The organism is Arthrobacter sp. BGA-UO-ETr-C19, assembly GCF_059568005.1.
In genome coordinates, this window is sequence record NZ_JCAQPC010000021.1 from 86,986 (window position 1) to 106,046 (window position 19,061).

Here is a 19,061-nt window from a genome sequence, read left to right on the forward strand (position 1 = left end):
CCGGAGTTGCTCATGACGAACCAATTGCCCCTGCGCCTGGAGATCATCCCCACGGACGGCATCATTCCCAAAGTCCAGGCCCAAGTTCCCGCCGGATCAACGCTGACCGTGACGTGCCTGCCCCACCATGGGGTTGGGACCACCGTGCGGGCCTCGGTTCAACTTGGCCAGCTCGGCTACAAGGTGATTCCGCATCTGGCCGCACGAAGTCTCGAAAGCCGCGCCCAGCTGGCGGGCATACTCCGCGACTGCGAGGCTGCGGGGATCACGGAGGTTTTCGCGATCGGGGGCGACGCCCCGGAGGCGGCCGGTCCCTACGGCAACAGCAGCCGGCTCATGGAGGACATAGCCGACCTCACCGGCGGGACCATGGCCATCGGCGTCGCCGGATACCCGGAAGGCCATCCGAAGCACAACGAGCTAAAGATGCTCGATGCACTCTTGGAGAAACAGCATCTGGCCTCGAGCGTGGTGACGCAGATGTGCTTTTCGGCGCCCAGGATCGGCTGGTACGCCGAACTGCTGCGCCGCGAAGGTGTCGACCTTCCCATCTGGGCCGGCGTTGCCGGGGCCGTTCCGCGGGCCAAGCTGATCTCGCTGGCCACCAAGATCGGAGTAGGTCCCTCGCTGAAGTTCCTGAACCGCAAGGGGCCCCTGGCCCGCAGGCTCCTGAACGCCGGCAGCTATTCATCCCGCTCCCTGGTATCCGAACTGGCCGCCATGGAACCTGCACTTGCGGGCATCCACCTCTACACATTCAACAACGTCGAATCCCAGCCCGCCATGAACTGGAGCGCCGGGGAAAGCGCGAAGGCTTCCTGAACCGGGAAGGCAGACCCACACACGACGCGGTAACCAACGCAGAAGGCGTCCGGCCACACGGCCGGGCGCCTTCCGCGTTTAAGTTGCCCGCAACATCTTGCATTGTGAGCTGAAACCCATAATATGGGAACAGCGAATGTGTCGCTCCTCACGACCGACCCTGCTCCCAAGCCTTCAGTGCGGAAGGCCCAACGATCGGATTCCCCAACATGCAAGACATCGCTGTCCTGATCAACACAGCCGTCGCGGTTCTCGCCGCCGTGCTGCTGATTGTCCGTTTCAGAGTCAACCCCGTCATCGCCCTGGTGGTCAGCTCCGTGTACCTCGGCCTCGCCGTCGGCCTCGGCGTCGAAAAGACCGTCAAGACCATCACCGCCGGATTCGGCGACATCATGGTGGACGTCGGCCTGCTCATCGCCTTCGGCGTTCTCATGGGCTCCATCCTCAACCAGAGCGGAGCCATCCGGCGCCTCGTGGAGCATCTGCTGAACACGTTCGGGCCCAAGCGCCTGCCCTACACCATGGGCCTGGCCATCGGAACGGTGCTTCAGTCCATCTTCCTGGACGTCCTGCTCGTCATCTCCGCCCCGCTCGCCCGCAAGCTGGCACCCAAAATCGGCAAACTCGGCACGGCGCGCATGGCCACCGCCATGGCCATCGCCCTCGAATGCGGCATCGTCTTCACGGTTCCCGGCGTCGCATCCCTTGCCCTGGCAGGCCTCCTCAACGTGCCGCTCGGCAAAATGCTGCTGTTCGGCCTGCTGCTGGTCATCCCCACCATCATCATCGCCATCGCCATCATGACGTTCCTCTTCCGCCGCGGCTTCTGGAACGAGGCCAAGGACGAGGACCACACCTTCGTCGCCGAAGAGGACCGGGAGGGTGAAGAGGAAGAGTACGACGGCGGTGCTGGCCGCCCCGCTGCCGCCGGCACCGCCGCCAGCGGGCCGGGAACCAACGGAACCGCTGCCCAGGTCGCCGGAAACGTCGCCGTGGCCGAACGCGAACCGAAGCAGTTCCCGCTGATCGTCCTGTTTGCACCCCTCCTGACCTCGCTGCTCCTCATCGGCGCGGGGGCCATCCTGCAGATCCTGAAGATCGACCTGCCCTGGCTGCAGCTCCTGGGCGAACCGGTCATCGCCCTGCTGATCGGCCTGATCGGAACCTGCCTCGTCACCCGCTCCGCCATCGGGCAGAAGCGCGTCGAGGAGGCCATCGCCGTCGGCTTCAAGGAGAGCGGCCAGATCCTGATCCTGACCGGCGTGGGCGGCTCACTCGCCGCGACCGTCGCCGCAGCAGGCCTCGGCCACATCCTCGGCGGCTTCTTCTCCGCAAGTACCGTCGCACCCCTCCTGGTGGTCTGGGCCATCGCGGCCGTGCTGCACATCGCCGTCGGCTCCGTCACGCTCTCCGCCATCACCGCAGCAGGCCTGCTGGCGCCCATTGCACCCGTCATCGGCCTGGATCCCGTGCTGCTGGCGCTGTCCGCCGGCGCCGGATCGCTGTTCATGGTCCACGTCACCAGCAACACCTTCTGGCTCCTGCAGTCGCTCCTGGGCCAGAGCGTGCGGGGTGCGCTGAAATCGGTGACGGTCGGGGTTTCGGTGGCCTCCGTCGTCGCCATCCTGCTGATCCTGCCCATGAGCCTGCTGTTCTAATCGAACCTGAGACCACCGCGCGTTCCCGGCGTACGCCAACGAAAGAAGAAGACACCATGACACCACCACGCATCGCGCCCCTGGAAGGCATCCGCGTCCTGGAACTCGGAAACTACATTGCCGCACCCACGGCTGGAAGGCTCCTCGCGGACTTCGGCGCCGAGGTCATCAAAGTGGAGCGGCCGGGAACCGGTGACGAGCTGCGCAACTGGCGGCTGCACAAGGGCGACACCTCCATGCTGTACCGGACCATCAACCGCAACAAGAAGTCCGTGGTGCTGGACCTGCGCACCGAGGCCGGAAAGCAGGCGGTCCTGAAGCTCGCCGCCAAGTCGGACATCCTGCTGGAAAACTTCCGTCCGGGCACGCTGGAGAAGTGGGGCCTCGGCCCGGAGGTGCTCAACGAGGCCAACCCGGACCTCATCATCACGCGGATCTCCGCCTTCGGGCAGACAGGCCCGCTGTCCGAGCGTCCGGGGTTTGCCGCCGTCGCCGAAGCGTACGGCGGGTTCCGGAACCTCGTCGGTGACCCGGACCGCGCACCGGTACGGGTGGGCGTTTCGATCGGGGACTCGATCGCCGGACTTTATGCCGCCTTCGGCTCCATGATGAGCCTGTACCAAAGGGAAGCACGACGGCGGGACACGGCCGGAGCTGTGCCGCTCACCGAGCGGATCATCGACGTGGCGCTCCACGAGGCCATGTTCTCCATGATGGAATCCCTGATCCCCGACTACCAGGCGTACGGTGTGGACCGGCAGCGTGTGGGCGGCCGGATGGAGGGGATAGCGCCTTCAAACGCCTACATCTGCCGGGACGGCGCCAGCATCGTGGTCGCCGGCAACGGGGACTCCATCTACCAGCGGTACATGCAGACCATCGGCCGCCCCGACCTGGCCGAAGACCCTGCGCTGCAGAGCAACGCCGGCCGGTGGGCCCGGCGCGAGGAGCTGGACCAGGCGATCGGCGCCTGGACCGCGGAACTGGATGCCGCCGACGCCCTGGCAGCCCTGGACGCAGCCGGTGTCCCGGCGGGGCCCATCTACACCGCGGCGGACATCAGCACCGACAGCCAGTACGCCGCCCGCAACATGGTCCAGAAATTCGACGTCTCCACGGGCGAGGAGATCCTGCCCGGCGTCGGATTCCCGGGTATTGTTCCGGTGATCGGCAGCGAATCCCTCCCCATCCGGAACCTCGGCCCGGACCTGGGCGAAAACACGGCAGAAATCCTCGCCGGGCTCCTCGGCATGGACCCGGCAGAGATCAGTGCGGCAACCGGCCGCGAGGAGGCACTCCAGGCATGAACCAGCATGTAGACACCCTCGCCTCGATCTTGGGCGACGTCATCCTGCGGGATGTCACCCTGCGGGACGGGCTGCAGCTCACAGGGAAAGTCCTGTCCGTCCAACGGAAGCTGGAGACGGTCCGGGAACTGCTCCGCCTCGGCGTGCCGGCCATCGAGCTGGGCTCCATGGCCCGTCCGGACCTGGTCCCCACCATGGCCAACACCCTGGAGGTGGTCCAGAATCTCACCCCGAAGGAACTGGAAAAGTGCTGGATTTGGGTGGCAACCCCCGGCCACGTTGCCAAAGCTGCCGCCGCCGGTGCCCGCAACTTCCAGTACTGCCTCTCGGCGTCGGACTCGCACAACAAGGCGAACATCGGCCGCACCACCGACGAAAGCCTCGCCGCCCTGCCCCAGGCCGTGGAGTACGCACAGGCGGTCAACGGGCAGATCCAGCTGTGCATTGCCACGTCCTTCACCTGCCCGTTCGAGGGGACCGTGCCCGAGGAGCGGGTCCTGGCGATCGCCAACGACCCCCGTGCGGAGGGAACCACGGACATCGTCCTCTGCGACACGCTGGGCCAGGCCGTCCCCGCCCAGGTGTCGGGCCTCATCCAGCGCGTCCGGGCGGAATCCCCGGCACGCCGGATCGTCTACCACGGCCACGACACCTGGGGCCTGGGCGTGGCCAACACCCTCGCCGCGATCCAGGCAGGGGCCGCCATGGTGGACGGCGCGCTCGGCGGACTGGGCGGCTGCCCCTTCGCCCCGGGCGCCAGCGGCAACACCTCCAGTGAAGACATCCTGTTCGCCACCCGGCCCGGCTGGGTTACCCCGGAAACTTTCGCGGACCTCGTTGTCCTGTCCGAGAAGCTGCTCGCCGAACTGGGCGAACCCAACCGCTCCAAGGCGGCACAGGGCGCCAGGTCCAAAGCCCCGGCGTTCCGCTGGGTCATCCCGTCGGACACTCCCGCTTCCGCGACATCATGCACCACCGGAGGTAAATAGGGATGGGCAGCAGTTTCCTGGTCACCACCGCCATCCCGGACCCCGGGCTGCAGCTGCTTTCCGACGCCGGCACGGTCACCGTGCTGCCGTCGCCGCCCGACTATGAGACGCTGGCGGCGCTGTGCGCCTCGGGCGAGTACGACGTCGTCCTTACCCAGCTGCGCGACGTCGTCGACGCCCCTTTGCTGGCCGGCGCGCGGGTGAAGGGTGTGTCCAACTTCGCGGTCGGCTACAACAACATCGACGTGGACGCCGCCACCCGCCACGGCATTCTGGTGGGCAACACCCCCGGCGTGCTGACGGATGCGACGGCGGACATCGCCATGCTGCTCATCCTCGGCACCGCCCGCCGCGTGGTGGAAGCGGACCGGCTGGTCCGTGACGGGAAATTCCACGGCTGGGAGCCCGAGCTGCTGTTGGGCCGGGACGTGTCCGGCGCGGTGCTGGGCCTGGCCGGGTTCGGCCGGATCGCCCGTGCCACCGCCCGCCGCGCCCTGGGCTTCGGGATGGAAATCCTCTTCGCCCCGCGGCCTCCCGGTCACCGGCCGGTCAGCGACGAGGAGCTGGGCGAATTCGCGGGGAAGGTGCGGCAGGTTTCCTGGGATGAGCTGGTGGAACGCAGCGACTTCCTGTCCCTGCACGTGCCACTCAACGACCAGACCCGGCATCTGGTGGACCGGCCGGTGCTGGAGCGGATGAAGCCCGATGCCATCCTGATCAACACCGCCCGCGGGCCGGTGGTGGACGAGGCCGCCCTGGTCGAGGCGCTCCGGGCCGGGGTCATCGCCGGTGCCGGGCTGGACGTGTTCGAGGACGAGCCGCGGCTAGCACCCGGACTCGCCGAGCTGCCCAACACCGTGCTGCTGCCGCACGTGGGCAGTGCCACCGTCCCGGTCCGCAGCGAGATGGCCCGCCTCAGCGCGCTGAACGCCGTCGCGATCGCCGAGGGACGCACCCCGCCGCACGCCGTCAACACCCTTACGGGCGCATGACCGTCCTGGTCGCCCCGGACAGCTTCAAGGGGACGTACCCGGCAGCGGAAGTGGCTGCGGCCATCGCCGCCGGCATCCGTGACGCAGGCGGCACGGCGGCAGAGCTGCCCGTCGCCGACGGCGGGGAGGGAACGTTCGACGCGCTGTGCAGCAGCCTGCAGGCGTCGGCTGTTTCCGTCGTCGCGCAGAACCCCTGGGGTGAGCCGCTCGCCGCTACCATCGGGCTGGCGGCGGACGGAACCGCCGTCGTCGAGCTTGCACAGGCCAGCGGCCTGACGGTGCCGAGCAGCGGACCGCGTGATGCGGTATCGGCCAGCACCTACGGCACGGGCATGATGGTTTCCGCCGCGGTGGATGCCGGCGCCACGCACATCATGGTGGCAGCGGGCGGGTCTGCCACCACCGACGGGGGAGCCGGTGCCGTCCAGGCGATCAACGACGGCGGCGGCCTCCGGGGTGCCCGGCTCACCGTGCTCTCCGATGTCACGTCGACCTTCCTGGAACGGGTGCGGAGATCGGGACGGACCATCCCCGTGGTGGCTGTGGTGGGGTCCGTCGCGGCGGACCTCGGCGCCTACGCCCGGAACTTCAGCGACATACTCGTGGCCTCCGACGCCGCGGCGATGCACGCGGCGGGCATGTCGGTGGCCGGGTACTCGGCGGCGCGGTTGTAGCGCTTCGGTTTGCCCGGTCCCTGGGGTTTCCCGCGATTTCCCGGCGGGCCGCTACGCTTCGCCGGGGAACCGGCCGCCGATCAGTCTTGTCATGTGCTCGGCGGTCGCAAGCAGCGGCTCCACCCAGGCCTCACAGGTTTCCAGGGGCATGCGCAGGGTCGGTCCGCTGATGGTCACCGCGCCCACCAGTCCGGCAGCGGAGTCGAAAACCGGTGCGGAAAGCCCGGAAGCCCCGTGTTCGCGCTCACCCACCGTTATGGCAAAGCCGTCCGTCCGGGTTTGCTTCACCACGCTCTCCAGGTCTTCGGAACTGGTAATCGTGGACTCGGTGATCGGCTCCAGCGGATCCTTGAGGACGGCGTCCATGAGCTCGGGATCCCACGCCAGCAGGACCCGGCCCGCGGAGCCTGCATAGAGCGGAAGAACCTTGCCAAGATGCATCTCCCGGCGCAGGGCGTGGCGGGTCTCAGCCATGGCGACGCACACCCGGTAATGCTGCTCGGCCTTGAAAAAGCAGGCCGTCTCGCCCGTGGTGTCCCGCAGGGTCTTCAGCAGGGGGCTGAGAACATCGATGACTTCCATGCCCCGCGTGGCCGGGGCAGCCCAGTACGCCATCCGCATGCCGATGCGGTAGGCATCCTCCTCCCGGTCCAGGAAGCCCTGGGAAGTGAGGTTGGTGACCAGCCGCTGGACAGTGGAGGTGGGCATCCTGGTGTACTCCCGGATGTCGCTCAGCGAGAGCACCGGCCGGGAGAGCGAGAAGGCATCCAGGATCGACGTGATCTTCCCCAGGACGAGCAGGGGGTTGCTGCTGGATTTGGCTGAAGCATCGGCTGCCGACATAGGACTCACGCTAGACGGTGGCTTCACCCCGGTCCAATCCCACGGCCCAATCCTTCACCCGCTGGACCCCCTTCGAGTTTTTGTACAGATAATGGCCGCAAATACCCCCACAACCCGCGGTATCTGTACAAAAACTCTAGAGGAGTTGCTCCCCGATGGTCAGCTGGAGCCGGACTGCGTCGGCGTCCTGCCGGACCGGCGTCGCCAGGCCGAGGTTCTCCCGCAGCGTGGACCCGGCGTACTCCGTCGGGTAGGCACCACGTTCCTGCAGCGCCGGGACGAGGTGGTTGACGATGTCGTCCAGCCCGGTAGGAATCAGCCACGGCGAGATGTTGAAGCCGTCCACGGCGCCGGTGCGGGCATACTCCGCCAGGCGGTCCGCCACCTCGGTGTAGGAACCCGTGAAGCTGGAGTCCCCGCGGCTGGTCCGGGCGGAGACGAACTGCCGGATGCTGAGGCCCTTGTCCTTGGCTTCGGCGCGCCACTGGTCCGCCAGCTGCTTGGCCTTGGCGCCGTGGAAACCGCTGCCGCGGGTCTCGGAGGTCTCCTCCACCACTGGGTCGATGTCCGGCAGCGGGCCGTCGGGATCGAAGCCCTGAAGCTCGCGCCCCCAGAACTGCTCGAGGTACGCGATGGCCTGCTCGGGGCCGATCTGCAGGCTCCGCACCCAGTCCTTCTTCTCGCGTGCTTCCTCCGGGGTGGCGGCGAGGATGAACTCGCTCGCGGGCATGATCTTGACGTCGGTCGCACCGCGGCCGGCCCTGACCGTGCGCTCGACGATGTCGCGGCGGAAGTCGAGGGCGTCCTCGAGCTTCGGGTGGGCGGAGAAGATGACGTCTGCCTGCCGGGCGGCGAAGTCGCGGCCCTCCGGCGAGTCACCCGCCTGGAACAGCACAGGCCGGTACTGGGCGCTGCGAGGCAGCCGCGGCACGTAGTCCACCGTGTAGTGCTTGCCCTGGTGGTGCACGGGCCTGGCCGAACCAGGCGCGGCCCAGGCGGAGGCGGCGGGCGTTTCGGCGATGGCGCCGTCCTGCCAGGAGTCCCAGATCCGCTTGGCCGTGTTGACGAACGCTTCGGCGTGGACATACCGGTCGGCGTGGTCCAGGTATCCGCCGCGGCGGAAGTTGGCGCCGGTCCAGGCGTTGTCCGTGGTGACCACGTTCCAGGCCGCGCGGCCGCCGGAGAGCAGGTCCAGGCTGGACAGCCGGTGTGCCAGATCAGCGGGGTCGTTGTACGTGGTGTTCTGCGTGGCCACCAGGCCGATGCGGCTTGTCACGGAGGCCAGGGCGGCCAGCATGGTCTGCGCGTCCGGCCGGCCAACGACGTCCAGCGCGTGCGGACGGCCGAGGTGCTCGCGGAGCCGCAGCCCCTCACCGAGGAAGAACGCGGCGAAGAGGCCCCGCTCCGCGGTCTGGGCGATGCGGCGGAAGGACTCGAAGTCGGTCTGCGACCCGGATTCCGGCGACTTCCAGACCGTACCCGAGTTCACGCCTTGGAAGAAGATGCCGAGCTGCAGCTTGCCGGAGGGCACGAAGCCGTTGCCGATGTGTGTGTCTGTCATGGGTCTCTCCCTAGTTCTCGGCCGCGGAGGGCGCGGATACGGCGGCGTACCGGCTGGCCGGCCGCGGCAGGCCCAGGATGTCGCGGAAGGTGGAACCCGGCTGCTGCGGTGCCAGCACACCGCGGCGCCGGAGGACAGGAAGCACCAGCTGGGCCAGCTCCTCCAGGTCCACGTCCAGCATTGCGGGGTGGAGTCGCACGCCGTCGGCAGTCTCCAAAACGGAGGCCAGCAGCTCAGTGAGCTCCGCTGCGGTGCCGACGAAACGGGCCCGGCTGCTCTGCCAGGGAGTGTGCGCATCCAGCTCGGCGAGGCGCCCGGCGGCGCTTTGTCCGCGGGCGTCGAGGACGACGTCGAGCTCGGCGATGATGGCCGCCGCGGGAGCGGCGGTGCGGGCCTCGGCGATCTCGCCGGCCAGCAGCTCGGGCGTGGGCGCGGAGACGAGCACGGCGTCCGCGGCCCCGGCGGACAGCTGGTCCGCGCTCAGCAGGCCGGCCGGTGCCAGGACAGGCAGCTGGCCCTGCAGCGGGCGGGGGATGATGGACGGCCCCTTGACGGAGAAGCCGGCGCCGCTTTCGAAGTCGACGTAGTGCAGCTTGTCGGCGTCGATGTATCGGCCGGTGGCGACGTCGCGGATCACGGCGTCGTCCTCCCAGGAGTCCCAGAGCCGGCGGCTGACCTCGATCGAATCGGCGGCCTCCCGGCCCAGCCCGTCAGCAGGGACAAAGGAACGTCCGACGGCGGCAGCGTCAGCTGGCTGGTCCGAGGCAGCGACCAGCCAGCCGGCGCGGCCGCCGGACACGTAGTCCAGGCTGGCCAGCTGCGTCGAGATGTGGAACGGCTCGGTGTAGACGGTGTCCACCTCGGGGACCAGCACGATGGAACCGGAGACCGGCCCGGCAAAGGCTGCGCGCTGGAGGGCGTTCAGCCGGCCGGGGACATCGCGGCCGTCCGCCGAATCGACCGCAGGCGTCAGCGATCCGTCCGCGAACGTGGCCACGTGGAATCCTGCCGATTCGGCGGCCAGCACCGTGGCGCGGATCCGCGTTCCGTTCAGCAGCTCGGCGGGAGCGTGCCGGGCCTTGCGCCAGGCGGCGGGGTGCCCGCCGTCGCCGTCCAGTTCGAGCGCGAGGAAGCCAGTAGAGGTATTGGCTGCAGTGCTCACTGTCCGGCCTGCCTTTCGCGGGGGGTCTGTTCGCCGGCCTCGATGGCCACCGGCAGGCGGTTTTCGGCCGGCGGCAGCGGGCAGGTGGCGAGGTCGGTGTACGCGCACGGCAGGTTCACGGCGCGGTTGAAGTCCAGGGTCACGCGGCCGTCCGCGTCCGGTGCGCCCACCGTGAGCGCGCGGTTCGCCGCGTACGTGGTCTTGCCGGACGTCGCGTCCGTGAACAGCACGGACAGGGTGCCCGGCGCGTGGCCGTTGAAGACTGTGAGCGTGAGGTCGCGGCCGTCCAGCTCGAACCGGATCTCGCCGGGTGCCTCGTACACGTGCACGATGCCCTCCACGGCGGCCCCAACGGTAGTGGGCCGGGGCGACTCGAACGGCACGTACAGGCCCTCAACGGCGAAGCGCGGGTCCGGCCCGTAGGCCGGTGTGCCGCGGTACCCGTTGAGCAGGGCGTTCTCCGGGTGCCGGGGCCGGACGATGTACTCCCCGCCGCGCTTGGCGAGTTCGACGACGGCGGGACCGGCCGTGAGGTTGATGCCCTCACGCTCGGCGATGGGATCGAGGACGACGGCGGTACTTCCGTCCTTAGCTGGGCTGCCGTTCAGCTCGCGGCCGTCCCGCAGCAGGCTTTCGCCGGCCTCCAGAACCACCGTGACGGCGTCGTCCTGCACGCTCCAGATGCCCGGAACGCCGTCGAGCCGGGAGGGTTCCGCCCCCAGCCAGTGCAGGTGGGTGACGGCGAGGAAGCCGTGGGGATCGGCGCGGCGGCGCTCATGCGCGGCGTGCCACTGGTCCCATTCGGCGGCGAAGACTGCTGTGCCGGAATCCGGTTCAGTGTGCGTAGACGTGGGCATGGTCGCTCCTGTGGTTGTGGTGGTCGGTGGTGACGGCGGAGGCGGCGTCCGGCTGGGTGGCTCCCGCTAAACCGGGACGGCCGCCAAACGGATCTGCGGACTCCCAGAGTGTGGTGGGGGCTGATGCGCGCACGGCCGGGATCACCTCAAGCGCGAACCGCTCCAGGACGTCCAGCTGCTGCTCGAAGGGCAGGGTGGTGGGCAGCGAGATGGACTGCAGGCTGTGCCCGTAGAGCTCGTGGTAGCTGAGGATCTTGTCGATCACCTGTTCGGGGCTGCCGACGAGTGCCGGGCCCTCCGCCACCGCATGGTCGATGTCCCGGAAGGGCGAGTTGTTGCCGGGAACGTTGCGCCCCGCCGTGAGTCCCTCGTACACAGGACCGTACTGGCGCTTGGCCTCCTGCGTGGTGCCGGCAATGAACACACCCCCGGCCCCGCTGCCCGAGCCCAGGTAGCGGTGCCGCGGATCGTGGCCGTGCCGCTCGTACTCCGCCACGTAGTGGTCGATGAGCACCTTGTAGTTTTCCCTCGGCTGGATGGCGTTCGCGGTGAACAGCGGGTCGCCCCAGCGCGCGGCCAGCGCGGCCGACGTCAGGGTTGTTGCAGACCCGTGCCAAATCCGCGGGGAACCGGCATAGGGGCGGGGCGTGGTGGTGGTTTTTTCGGTGAGCGCCGGACGGAAACGGCCGGACCACGTGACGTCCTCCTCGCGCCAGAGCCGGCGCAGCAGTGCGTACTTCTCCTCCAGCAGGTCCCACTGGTCCGCCAGGTCCAGGCCGAAGAGCGGGTACTGCAGCACCTCGTTGCCCTTGCCGATCACCAATTCCAGCCGGCCGCGGCTGAGCTGGTCGATCGTGGCGTAGTCCTCGGCCACGCGCACCGGGTCCAGGACGGAGAGGACGGTGACGCCGCTCTGCAGCCGGATCCGGGAGGTGACGGCGGCGATGGCCGCGAGCACCGTGGTGGGGGAGGACGAGATGAACTCCCCGGCGTGCCGCTCGCCCACGGAGAAGCTGTCGTAGCCGAGCTCCTCGGCGCGGCGGGCGGTCTGCACCACCTGGTTCAGCCGGTCGGCGGTGGAGACGATGTCCCCGGTGACCGGATTCTTCAGATGCGGAATGATGTCCAGGACCTGGAACTTCATTTCCCAGACCCCGTCTGAGTAGTCCCTGTCTGGGTGCTCGCGAAGTTGGCCTCGGTCACCGTCTTTGATTCCGGCAGGGCCTCCTCGGACAGTCCCCAGCGGTCCAGCACCTTGGCGTAGGAGCCGTCCCTGATGGCGGAGTTCAGCGCTTCCGTGATCACCGGCGCCAGGCCGTTGCCCTTGAGCGTGGTGGCGGCCACCAGGGTCTCCGACGGCCAGCCGGCGTTGACCTTGCCGACGATCTTGAGGTCGTCGCGGGTGTTTTCCCGGTAGACCGTTGAGGGGTAGGGTGCGATGTTCAGGTCGGTCCGGCCGGAGGACAGCGCCAGGATGGTGTCGGCGTCGGACGAGTAGTACTGCAGGCTGGCGGGTTCCTTGCCCTTGGCCTCGAGCTCCTTGTTCCAGGCCAGCAGGATCTTCTCCTGGTTGGTGCCGGAGCCCACGGAAACCTTCAGGCCGGAGATGTCGTCCGCGCCCTCGATGTTGTAGGACGAGGATTTCTTCGCCTCGAAGCCCATGTACGCCGCCCGGTAGCTGGCGAAGTCGAACAGCTTCACACGGTCCTTGTTGATGCCCACGTTGGAGAACACGGCCTCGAAGTCGCCGGACTGCGTTTTCAGCGGCCAGTTCTCCCAGGACGTGACCTGGACGTCGAGCTCCAGGCCCAGCTTGTCCGCCACCAGCTGGGCTATATCCAGCTCGGAGCCGATAGGCGTCTTGTCGTCCGTGGCGTGAAAGGACAGCGGGATGGAGCCCGCGGTGGTGGCCACCGTGAGCTTGCCGTCCTTGCCGATCAGCGCCGGCACCTTCGCGGCCAGCGCGGCATCCTTTGCGGCGCGGATCCGCTGCTGGTCCGGTGAAGTGTTGTAGACGACGCCGTTCCTGGCCGCCGTCGTCGCCGCTCCTGTTGCGGCACCGGCTGAACCGCCGGAGGCGGCGGCGCCGGGATCGGAGCAGGCGGACAGAGCCGCCGTGCCCAGCAACGTGCCGAGAAGAACGACGGCGGGCAGCGCGCCGTTGCAGCCATGTCGGGAGTTGCGGCGCTGTCTGGAGAAGAGTGCCATAAGAGTTCCTTAGATGTTGAAGGCGGGCTCGATCACCTTGGAGAAGAAACTCCTGGTGCGTTCTTCCTGGGGGTTGGTGAAAATGTCCTGGGGTTTGCCTTGTTCGACGATCTGGCCCTGGTCCATGAACACCACCGTGTCCGCCACGTCGCGGGCAAAGCCCATCTCGTGCGTGACGATGATCAGGGTGGTGCCGGACTTGGCCAGCTCGCGGATCACGTCCAGCACCTCGTTGACCAGTTCGGGGTCAAGGGCGGAGGTGGGCTCGTCGAAGAGCAGGATCTTCGGGTCCAGTGCCAGGGCCCGGGCAATGGCGACGCGCTGCTGCTGGCCGCCGGAGAGCTGGCGGGGGTACGCATGGGCACGGTCCCGCAGGCCCACCCGGTCCAGGAGTTCGAGGCCGCGCTCGCGGGCCTCGGCCTGGGACCGGCGGGGTTTTCCGGGGCGCGGCGCGACGACGGGCGCCTCCGCCACGTTCTCCAGCGCCGTGAGGTGCGGGAACAGGTTGAAGTTCTGGAACACCATGCCGATTTCGGTGCGCTGCTTCAGGATGTCCCGCTCGGGCAGCTCGTGCAGCTTGTTCCCTTTGACCCGGTAGCCCACCAGCTGGCCGTCGATGGCGATGAACCCGGCATCCACCTTTTCCAGGTGGTTGATGGTCCGCAGCAGGGTGGACTTCCCGGAACCGGACGGTCCGACGATGGCGGCCACGCCGCCGGGCTCCACCGTCAGGGAAATGCCCTTCAGGACTTCGGTGGGGCCAAAGGACTTCCGGACCTTGGTGATTTCCACCAGCCCGCGCGTGGCGGCGGGGGCCTCAAGTGTTGTGCTCATCGGAATCATTTCCTTCCGGTGGTGTTGACCGTGGCGTGGGTGGCGAAGAACTTCCTGGCCTTCTGCAGCGGTGTGAGGGGCAGGCTGCGCAGGGCGCCCTTGGAGTAGTGGCGTTCGATGTAGTACTGGAACACGCTGAGCACGGAGGTGATCACCACGTACCAGAGCGTGGCCACGAGCAGCAGCGGCAGGACCTGCTGGGTGCGGTTGTAGATGACCTGGACGGTGTAGAAGAGCTCCGAGTAGGCCAGGACGTAGACGATCGAGGTGCCCTTGACCAGGCCGATGATTTCGTTGAAGGCCGTGGGCAGGATGGCGCGCATGGCCTGGGGCAGCACAATCCGGGTGGACCTGCGCCAGGCGGGAATGCCCAGGGCGGCTGCTGCCTCGAGCTGGCCCTGGTCCACGGACAGGATGCCGCCGCGGATGATCTCCGCGGAGTAGGCGGCCTGGTTCAGCGTCAGGCCCAGCACGGCGGCCGCGAACTGGCTGATCAGGGTGGTGGTCTGCGCTTCGAAGAACCGGATGTCCGTGAACGGGAGCCCTAAGCTGATCTTCTCGTAGAGGTAGCCCAGGTTGTACCAGAGGAGCATCTGGACCAGCAACGGCGTGGACCGGAAGATCCAAGAGAAGGTCCAGGACACGGACACCAGCAGCGGCGAGGCGGACAGCCGCATGAGGGCGAGGATGAAGCCAAGGATGAAACCGAGCACCCCGGAGATGGCTGTGAGCTTGAGGGTCTCCACAAGACCGTTCACCACGGACTTGGCGGTGAACCACTGGGCCACCACGCCCCATTCCCACCGCGGGTTCGTTGCCAGGGACCACACCACCGCAGCCACACCAAGTGCCACCAGCACCGTGCCCACCCAGCGCCACGGGCGGCGGGCAGGGACCAGCCGGTAGTCGGCGTAGTCGACGGCGGCACGCAGCTCGGCGGGGCCGGCCGGCTCCGCCGAAGACGGCGTCCCAGTGGTGGCCGTCGCGTCGGTGGCGGCGGGCACGTCAGTGGGGGACGGTGCGTCAGGTTTGGATTGTGACGTCCTGGTTGCTGCTGAACTCATGCGCCATCTCGCTTCTTCCGGGTGGTCGTTCGGGGTAGTTGGCTGCAAATCTAGGTGCGCCCGGAAGGTCCGGCAAAGCGCTCCGTTGCAATCGTTCACGCGGCTTAGCGGGGCGTCATGAGACGAATTCTTGCGCTGGTTTACCCGCCGTTACGCGGGGTGAACGGCGGTGACAGGGCACTCGACCGGCGGTTTGTCCAGACCCTAGATTGAGGGCCCAACCCCTTTCTAAGCGGCCCTTTCTCACCAGGAGTTTCCGATGCCAGCGCAGCACCCATCCGTGGTCTTCATCGGCGGTGGTCCGCGCACCGCCGGCATCCTCGAACGCCTCGCGGCCAACAGGCCCGGGCTCGCGGGCGGCCCAGTGCACATCCACATCGTTGAGCCGTACGAACCCGGTTCCGGCAGGATCTGGCGCTTCGACCAGGAGCCCGGCCTCATGATGAATTCCACCGCGGCGGATGTCACGATGTTCACGGACGCCTCGGTGCTGTGTGAAGGGCCGCCCATCGACGGGCCCGGATTGGCAGCTTGGGCTGCCGGAGTCCGGGACGGTTCCATCACCGACGTGCCGGCCATGCCGCCGCACCTGCACGAACAGCTGCGCTCGCTGACGGGCAGTTCCTTTGCCACGCGGCAACTGCAGAGCAAGTACCTCGAGTGGTTCTTCCGCCGCGCCGTCCGCGCCCTCGGCGCCGACGCCCGCGTCACCGTCCACCGCGACACCGCGGTCAGCGTCGAACCGAATGACGGTGGCAATTCCGACGACGGGAAGTCCGACGACGGCGGGTACAGCGTGCGGCTGGCCGGCGGCGGCACGCTGCACGCCGACGTCGTGATTTCCGCGCTGGGGCACACCGACGCGGAGCCGGACGCACGCTCCGCCGCCTGGACCGATTTTGCGGCCCGGAACGGCGGGTTCCATGCGGCACCCAGCTACACCACCGACGTCGACTATTCCCCCATCGCCCCGGGCCAGGACGTCATCGTCTCCGGCATGGGGCTGGCCTTTGTGGACCTGCTGGTGCTGCTCACCGAAGGCCGCGGCGGGCGCTTTGAAGAGACGTCCGACGGCGGGCTGCGCTACCTTCCGTCCGGGGCCGAGCCCAGGCTCTGGGCCGGGTCGCGCCGCGGTGTGCCGTTCCACTCCAAGATCTCCGTGGCACTGCGCGGCGAGCCGGCGGGGGCGCCCCGGTTCTTCACAGCCGACGCCGTCGGCGCGCTCCTGGCGGAGCACGCCGAACTGGATTTCCGCGCCCACCTCTGGCCCCTGATTGCGAAGGACGCCGGCTACGGCTACTACCGGGAGCTGTTCACCGGCAGCCCGGAGCGCGTTGCACTGGGCTGGGACGAGTTTGCCGAGCAGTTTGCTGCCCTGGACTGGTACAGCAGCGCGCGGCACGAGCTCGTCGCCGCGGCAGTGCCGGACGCTGAACTGCACCTGGACCTCGAACGGCTGGACCGGCCGTTCGGCGGGCAGCTCTTTGCCGGCCACGATGACGTCCAGGCGGCGGTTGCCGCCTACATCGAGCATGATCTCAAGCTGCGGACGGGACCGGACCACCCGGAAACGATGGCACTGTTCATGGCCCTGCTGAAGGTGTACATGGAACTGGGCAGGATCGTCCCGCCCGAACGGCTGAACGCGCGCTCGCAGGAGGAGGTGCACGGCTGGTGGCACGGGTTCTTCAGCTTTGTGGATTCCGGCCCGCCGCCCCGCCGGCTGCGTGAGATGCTGGCCGTCCACCGCGCCGGACTGCTGCACTTCCTGGGACCGGGACTTGCGGTTGCCGCCGACGACGCCACCGGCGAGTTCGTGGCGACGTCCGCGCAGTCACCGGTGAGCGTGCGGACGAAGGCCTTCATCGAGGCGCGACTGCCCGGTCCCGCCGTGGCCCGCTCCGCCAACCCGCTGCTCCGCTCGCTGCACGGCACGGGCCTGGGCGCTGAGCAGCACCTGCTCACGTCCGACGGGGGTCACTCCACCGGCCGGCTCCTGGTCACTTCAGGCCACCGGATCGTGGGCCGGGGCGGCGATACCCGGAGCCGCCTGTTCGGCGTCGGCCCCGGGACCTCTGGCTGGGGAGCGGGCGCCTTCGCCCGGCCCGGCACCAACGCCGCGCCGTTCCGGGAGAACGACGCCCTGGCCCGAAGGATCCTTACTGCCGTGTCCGTTCCGCACCTCACCGTCCTCGAACTGCCCATGCACGATCCCCGGGTCCGGCCGCTCCTGGACGAGCTGGCCGTCGAATATGACTCCCGCTACGGCGATCTGTTTGGCCGCGGCGCGGCGGCGGACGAACTGAACAGGTACCCGGCCGAGGAATTCGAGGCGCCGGGCGGTGCCCTGCTGATCATCCAGGAGAACGGCGAATCGGTGGCCGGCGGAGCCTTCCGCCGCTACGACCCAGAAACCGCCGAGTTCAAACGGATCTGGACGCACTCGGCCCACCGGCGGCGGGGCCTGGCCCGGCGGGTGCTGGCGGAACTGGAGCGGCTGGCGGCGAAGCGCGGGTACCGCAGGGTCTACCTCACCACGGGCCCGCGCCAGCCGGAGGCCAAGCACCTGTACCTGAACACCGGGTACTTGGCGCAGTTCGACCTCACCGCCGACCCCGAGACCATCGGGCCGCTGGCGTTCACGAAGGAGCTGGCTGCGCCTGTTCTCCCTGCGGGGGTTCAGGCTCAGGACCGGGGCGCGGAGCCCAGGTTCACGGGGTCTTCGTCGGTCAGGTAGGCGAACTCGGAGTGGGCGGCGATGTCGATGCCGCGCAGTTCGTCCTCTTCGTGGATGCGCAGGCCCATGGCCATGTCCACCACCTTGGCGATCACCCAGGTCAGTCCGAACGAGTAGACAAGCACGGCAACCGTCGCGATCGACTGGATGCCCAGCTGCTTCAGGCCACCGCCGTACAGCAGCCCGCTGACGCCGTTGGGCGCGCTGTCCGTGGCGAAGATGCCAATCAGGAGCGTGCCGATGATGCCGCCCACGAGGTGCACGCCCACCACGTCCAGTGAATCGTCGAAGCCGAGGCGGAACTTCCATTCGATCGCCAGCGAGCAGACAGCGCCGGCGATGGCGCCGATGGCCACGGCGCCCAGCGGGCTGACCGCGCCGCAGGCGGGCGTAATGGCCACAAGGGCGGAGACCAGCCCCGAGGCGGCACCCATGCTGGTGGTGGCGCCGTGCCTGATCCGTTCAACGACGGCCCAGGCGAGCAGGCCGGCGGATGCTGCCACGGCGGTGTTGAGGAACACCACCGACGCCGAATGGCCGGCGGTCAGCGCCGATCCGGCGTTGAACCCGAACCAGCCCACCCAGAGCAGGCCCGCGCCCACCAGCACCAGGGGGCGGCTGTGCGGCTTGGAGTGTTCCATCTTCGGCCAGCCGGAGCTGCGGCCCAGGACCAGAGCAAGGGCGAGGGCGGCCGCGCCGGCGTTCATGTGCACGGCTGTCCCGCCGGCGAAGTCGATGGCCTTGATGCCGTTGGCGATCCAGCCGCCCGTCACCGAGCCGTCCGCGGAGTTGAACGCGAAGACCCAGTGCGCGATGGGGAAGTAGACCAGCGTGGCCCACACGCCCGCGAACACCATCCAGGCGCCGAACTTCATCCGCCCCGCGGCCGCGCCGGCAACCAGGGCGGTGGTGACGCAGGCGAAGAACAGTTGGAAGGACGTGAACAGCGCCGCGGGCAGGGCGGCATCGGGATTATCCTTCAGCATTGGCTCGAGGCCTGCGTATTCCGTGACGTCCCCGATCAGGCCCAGGCCGTTCACGGAATTGCCAAAGGCCATCGAGTATCCGAACAGTGCCCACAGCACGGCCACGAGGCTGGCCCCGCCGAAGCACATCATCATCATGTTCAGGATCCTGCGCGATCCCACCATGCCTCCGTAGAAGAGGGCCAGGGCGGGAATCATCATGCAGACCAGTGCGGAACTTGCGAGGATCCAGGCAACATCTCCAGCGTTCACGTCGAACTCCACTCAAGAAATCGGTGTGTGGCATTTTGCTGAGACCGGACGAATGCCGTTGTCCCCACAACATAGAGCGCCGGAATCTGCGGTGGGTTTCGGGAATGTAAATTGC

General features: G+C 68.3%; 16 protein-coding genes and 1 pseudogene. 8 read left to right on the forward strand and 9 right to left on the reverse strand.

Annotated elements, in window-relative coordinates:
* Nucleotides 1-12: 12 nt before the first annotated feature.
* The 6 genes from AC57BR_RS13450 to AC57BR_RS13475 all read left to right on the forward strand — a co-directional run bounded on the left by AC57BR_RS13450 (nucleotide 13) and on the right by AC57BR_RS13475 (nucleotide 6,442).
* Complete coding sequence (locus AC57BR_RS13450; RefSeq protein ID WP_496361341.1) at nucleotides 13-822, forward strand: methylenetetrahydrofolate reductase; 810 nt, start codon at nucleotides 13-15, stop codon at nucleotides 820-822.
* A gap of 209 nt (nucleotides 823-1,031) precedes the next feature.
* Nucleotides 1,032-2,480, forward strand: coding sequence for a GntP family permease (locus AC57BR_RS13455; protein ID WP_496361343.1), 1,449 nt, complete (start codon nucleotides 1,032-1,034; stop codon nucleotides 2,478-2,480).
* A 56-nt stretch (nucleotides 2,481-2,536) separates the two neighbouring features.
* Nucleotides 2,537-3,787 (forward strand): CaiB/BaiF CoA transferase family protein, encoded by a 1,251-nt coding sequence (locus AC57BR_RS13460; protein WP_496361345.1) that lies wholly within the window; start codon nucleotides 2,537-2,539, stop codon nucleotides 3,785-3,787.
* Nucleotides 3,784-4,776: a hydroxymethylglutaryl-CoA lyase-like TIM-barrel protein gene (locus AC57BR_RS13465; RefSeq protein WP_496361347.1), complete on the forward strand. Its 993-nt coding sequence runs from the start codon at nucleotides 3,784-3,786 to the stop codon at nucleotides 4,774-4,776. The genes AC57BR_RS13460 and AC57BR_RS13465 overlap by 4 nt, the downstream gene beginning before the upstream one ends.
* A 2-nt stretch (nucleotides 4,777-4,778) precedes the next feature.
* Complete coding sequence (locus tag AC57BR_RS13470) at nucleotides 4,779-5,768, forward strand: 2-hydroxyacid dehydrogenase (RefSeq protein ID WP_496361349.1); 990 nt, start codon at nucleotides 4,779-4,781, stop codon at nucleotides 5,766-5,768.
* Entirely contained in the window at nucleotides 5,765-6,442 is a 678-nt protein-coding gene (locus tag AC57BR_RS13475; RefSeq protein WP_496361351.1) for a glycerate kinase, read from the forward strand. The genes AC57BR_RS13470 and AC57BR_RS13475 overlap by 4 nt, the downstream gene beginning before the upstream one ends.
* A gap of 51 nt (nucleotides 6,443-6,493) precedes the next feature.
* Here AC57BR_RS13475 and AC57BR_RS13480 read toward each other — a convergent pair whose 3' ends face one another.
* From AC57BR_RS13480 to AC57BR_RS13515, 8 genes are all read right to left on the reverse strand, one after another.
* Nucleotides 6,494-7,285, reverse strand: coding sequence for an IclR family transcriptional regulator (locus AC57BR_RS13480; protein ID WP_496361353.1), 792 nt, complete (start codon nucleotides 7,283-7,285; stop codon nucleotides 6,494-6,496).
* Nucleotides 7,286-7,421: 136 nt separating this feature from the next.
* Complete coding sequence (locus AC57BR_RS13485) at nucleotides 7,422-8,846, reverse strand: NtaA/DmoA family FMN-dependent monooxygenase (protein WP_496361355.1); 1,425 nt, start codon at nucleotides 8,844-8,846, stop codon at nucleotides 7,422-7,424.
* 10 nt (nucleotides 8,847-8,856) lie between these two features.
* Nucleotides 8,857-10,008: an LLM class flavin-dependent oxidoreductase gene (locus tag AC57BR_RS13490; RefSeq protein WP_496361357.1), complete on the reverse strand. Its 1,152-nt coding sequence runs from the start codon at nucleotides 10,006-10,008 to the stop codon at nucleotides 8,857-8,859.
* Entirely contained in the window at nucleotides 10,005-10,865 is an 861-nt protein-coding gene (locus AC57BR_RS13495; protein ID WP_496361359.1) for a DUF1684 domain-containing protein, read from the reverse strand. Before AC57BR_RS13495 ends, AC57BR_RS13490 begins: the two co-directional genes overlap by 4 nt.
* Entirely contained in the window at nucleotides 10,843-12,009 is a 1,167-nt protein-coding gene (locus AC57BR_RS13500; RefSeq protein WP_496361361.1) for an LLM class flavin-dependent oxidoreductase, read from the reverse strand. The genes AC57BR_RS13495 and AC57BR_RS13500 overlap by 23 nt, the downstream gene beginning before the upstream one ends.
* Nucleotides 12,006-13,073, reverse strand: a complete 1,068-nt coding sequence (locus AC57BR_RS13505) for an ABC transporter substrate-binding protein (RefSeq protein ID WP_496361363.1) — start codon at nucleotides 13,071-13,073, stop codon at nucleotides 12,006-12,008. The genes AC57BR_RS13500 and AC57BR_RS13505 overlap by 4 nt, the downstream gene beginning before the upstream one ends.
* A gap of 9 nt (nucleotides 13,074-13,082) precedes the next feature.
* A complete protein-coding gene (locus AC57BR_RS13510; RefSeq protein ID WP_496361365.1) occupies nucleotides 13,083-13,907 on the reverse strand; it encodes an amino acid ABC transporter ATP-binding protein in 825 nt (274 codons plus the stop codon).
* A 5-nt stretch (nucleotides 13,908-13,912) separates the two neighbouring features.
* The gene (locus AC57BR_RS13515) at nucleotides 13,913-14,971 is read right to left on the reverse strand and encodes an amino acid ABC transporter permease (RefSeq protein ID WP_496361367.1); all 1,059 of its coding nucleotides are present in this window, start codon (nucleotides 14,969-14,971) and stop codon (nucleotides 13,913-13,915) included.
* A gap of 259 nt (nucleotides 14,972-15,230) precedes the next feature.
* Here AC57BR_RS13515 and AC57BR_RS13520 point away from each other — a divergent pair.
* Nucleotides 15,231-15,767 (forward strand): annotated as a pseudogene (locus AC57BR_RS13520) (FAD/NAD(P)-binding protein); the annotation flags it as partial.
* Between the two features lie 1,407 nt (nucleotides 15,768-17,174).
* Nucleotides 17,175-17,708 (forward strand): GNAT family N-acetyltransferase, encoded by a 534-nt coding sequence (locus tag AC57BR_RS13525; RefSeq protein ID WP_496361846.1) that lies wholly within the window; start codon nucleotides 17,175-17,177, stop codon nucleotides 17,706-17,708.
* On the opposite strand, the gene AC57BR_RS13530 is transcribed toward AC57BR_RS13525, so the two are convergent.
* Nucleotides 17,657-18,946 carry an ammonium transporter gene (locus AC57BR_RS13530; protein WP_496361370.1) on the reverse strand — a complete coding sequence of 430 codons (1,290 nt, stop codon included), beginning with the start codon at nucleotides 18,944-18,946 and terminating at the stop codon, nucleotides 17,657-17,659. The genes AC57BR_RS13525 and AC57BR_RS13530 overlap by 52 nt on opposite strands.
* Nucleotides 18,947-19,061: the final 115 nt, after the last annotated feature.

Excerpts from the sequence above, each read along its gene's own strand:
- AC57BR_RS13450 (WP_496361341.1), top strand. The coding sequence starts at position 13 with ATGACGAACCAATTGCCCCTGCGCCTGGAGATCATCCCCACGGACGGC.
- AC57BR_RS13455 (WP_496361343.1), top strand. The coding sequence starts at position 1,032 with ATGCAAGACATCGCTGTCCTGATCAACACAGCCGTCGCGGTTCTCGCC.
- AC57BR_RS13460 (WP_496361345.1), top strand. The coding sequence starts at position 2,537 with ATGACACCACCACGCATCGCGCCCCTGGAAGGCATCCGCGTCCTGGAA.
- AC57BR_RS13465 (WP_496361347.1), top strand. The coding sequence starts at position 3,784 with ATGAACCAGCATGTAGACACCCTCGCCTCGATCTTGGGCGACGTCATC.
- AC57BR_RS13470 (WP_496361349.1), top strand. The coding sequence starts at position 4,779 with ATGGGCAGCAGTTTCCTGGTCACCACCGCCATCCCGGACCCCGGGCTG.
- AC57BR_RS13475 (WP_496361351.1), top strand. The coding sequence starts at position 5,765 with ATGACCGTCCTGGTCGCCCCGGACAGCTTCAAGGGGACGTACCCGGCA.
- AC57BR_RS13480 (WP_496361353.1), bottom strand. The coding sequence starts at position 7,285 with ATGTCGGCAGCCGATGCTTCAGCCAAATCCAGCAGCAACCCCCTGCTC.
- AC57BR_RS13485 (WP_496361355.1), bottom strand. The coding sequence starts at position 8,846 with ATGACAGACACACACATCGGCAACGGCTTCGTGCCCTCCGGCAAGCTG.
- AC57BR_RS13495 (WP_496361359.1), bottom strand. The coding sequence starts at position 10,865 with ATGCCCACGTCTACGCACACTGAACCGGATTCCGGCACAGCAGTCTTC.
- AC57BR_RS13500 (WP_496361361.1), bottom strand. The coding sequence starts at position 12,009 with ATGAAGTTCCAGGTCCTGGACATCATTCCGCATCTGAAGAATCCGGTC.
- AC57BR_RS13505 (WP_496361363.1), bottom strand. The coding sequence starts at position 13,073 with ATGGCACTCTTCTCCAGACAGCGCCGCAACTCCCGACATGGCTGCAAC.
- AC57BR_RS13510 (WP_496361365.1), bottom strand. The coding sequence starts at position 13,907 with ATGAGCACAACACTTGAGGCCCCCGCCGCCACGCGCGGGCTGGTGGAA.
- AC57BR_RS13515 (WP_496361367.1), bottom strand. The coding sequence starts at position 14,971 with ATGAGTTCAGCAGCAACCAGGACGTCACAATCCAAACCTGACGCACCG.
- AC57BR_RS13525 (WP_496361846.1), top strand. The coding sequence starts at position 17,175 with ATGCACGATCCCCGGGTCCGGCCGCTCCTGGACGAGCTGGCCGTCGAA.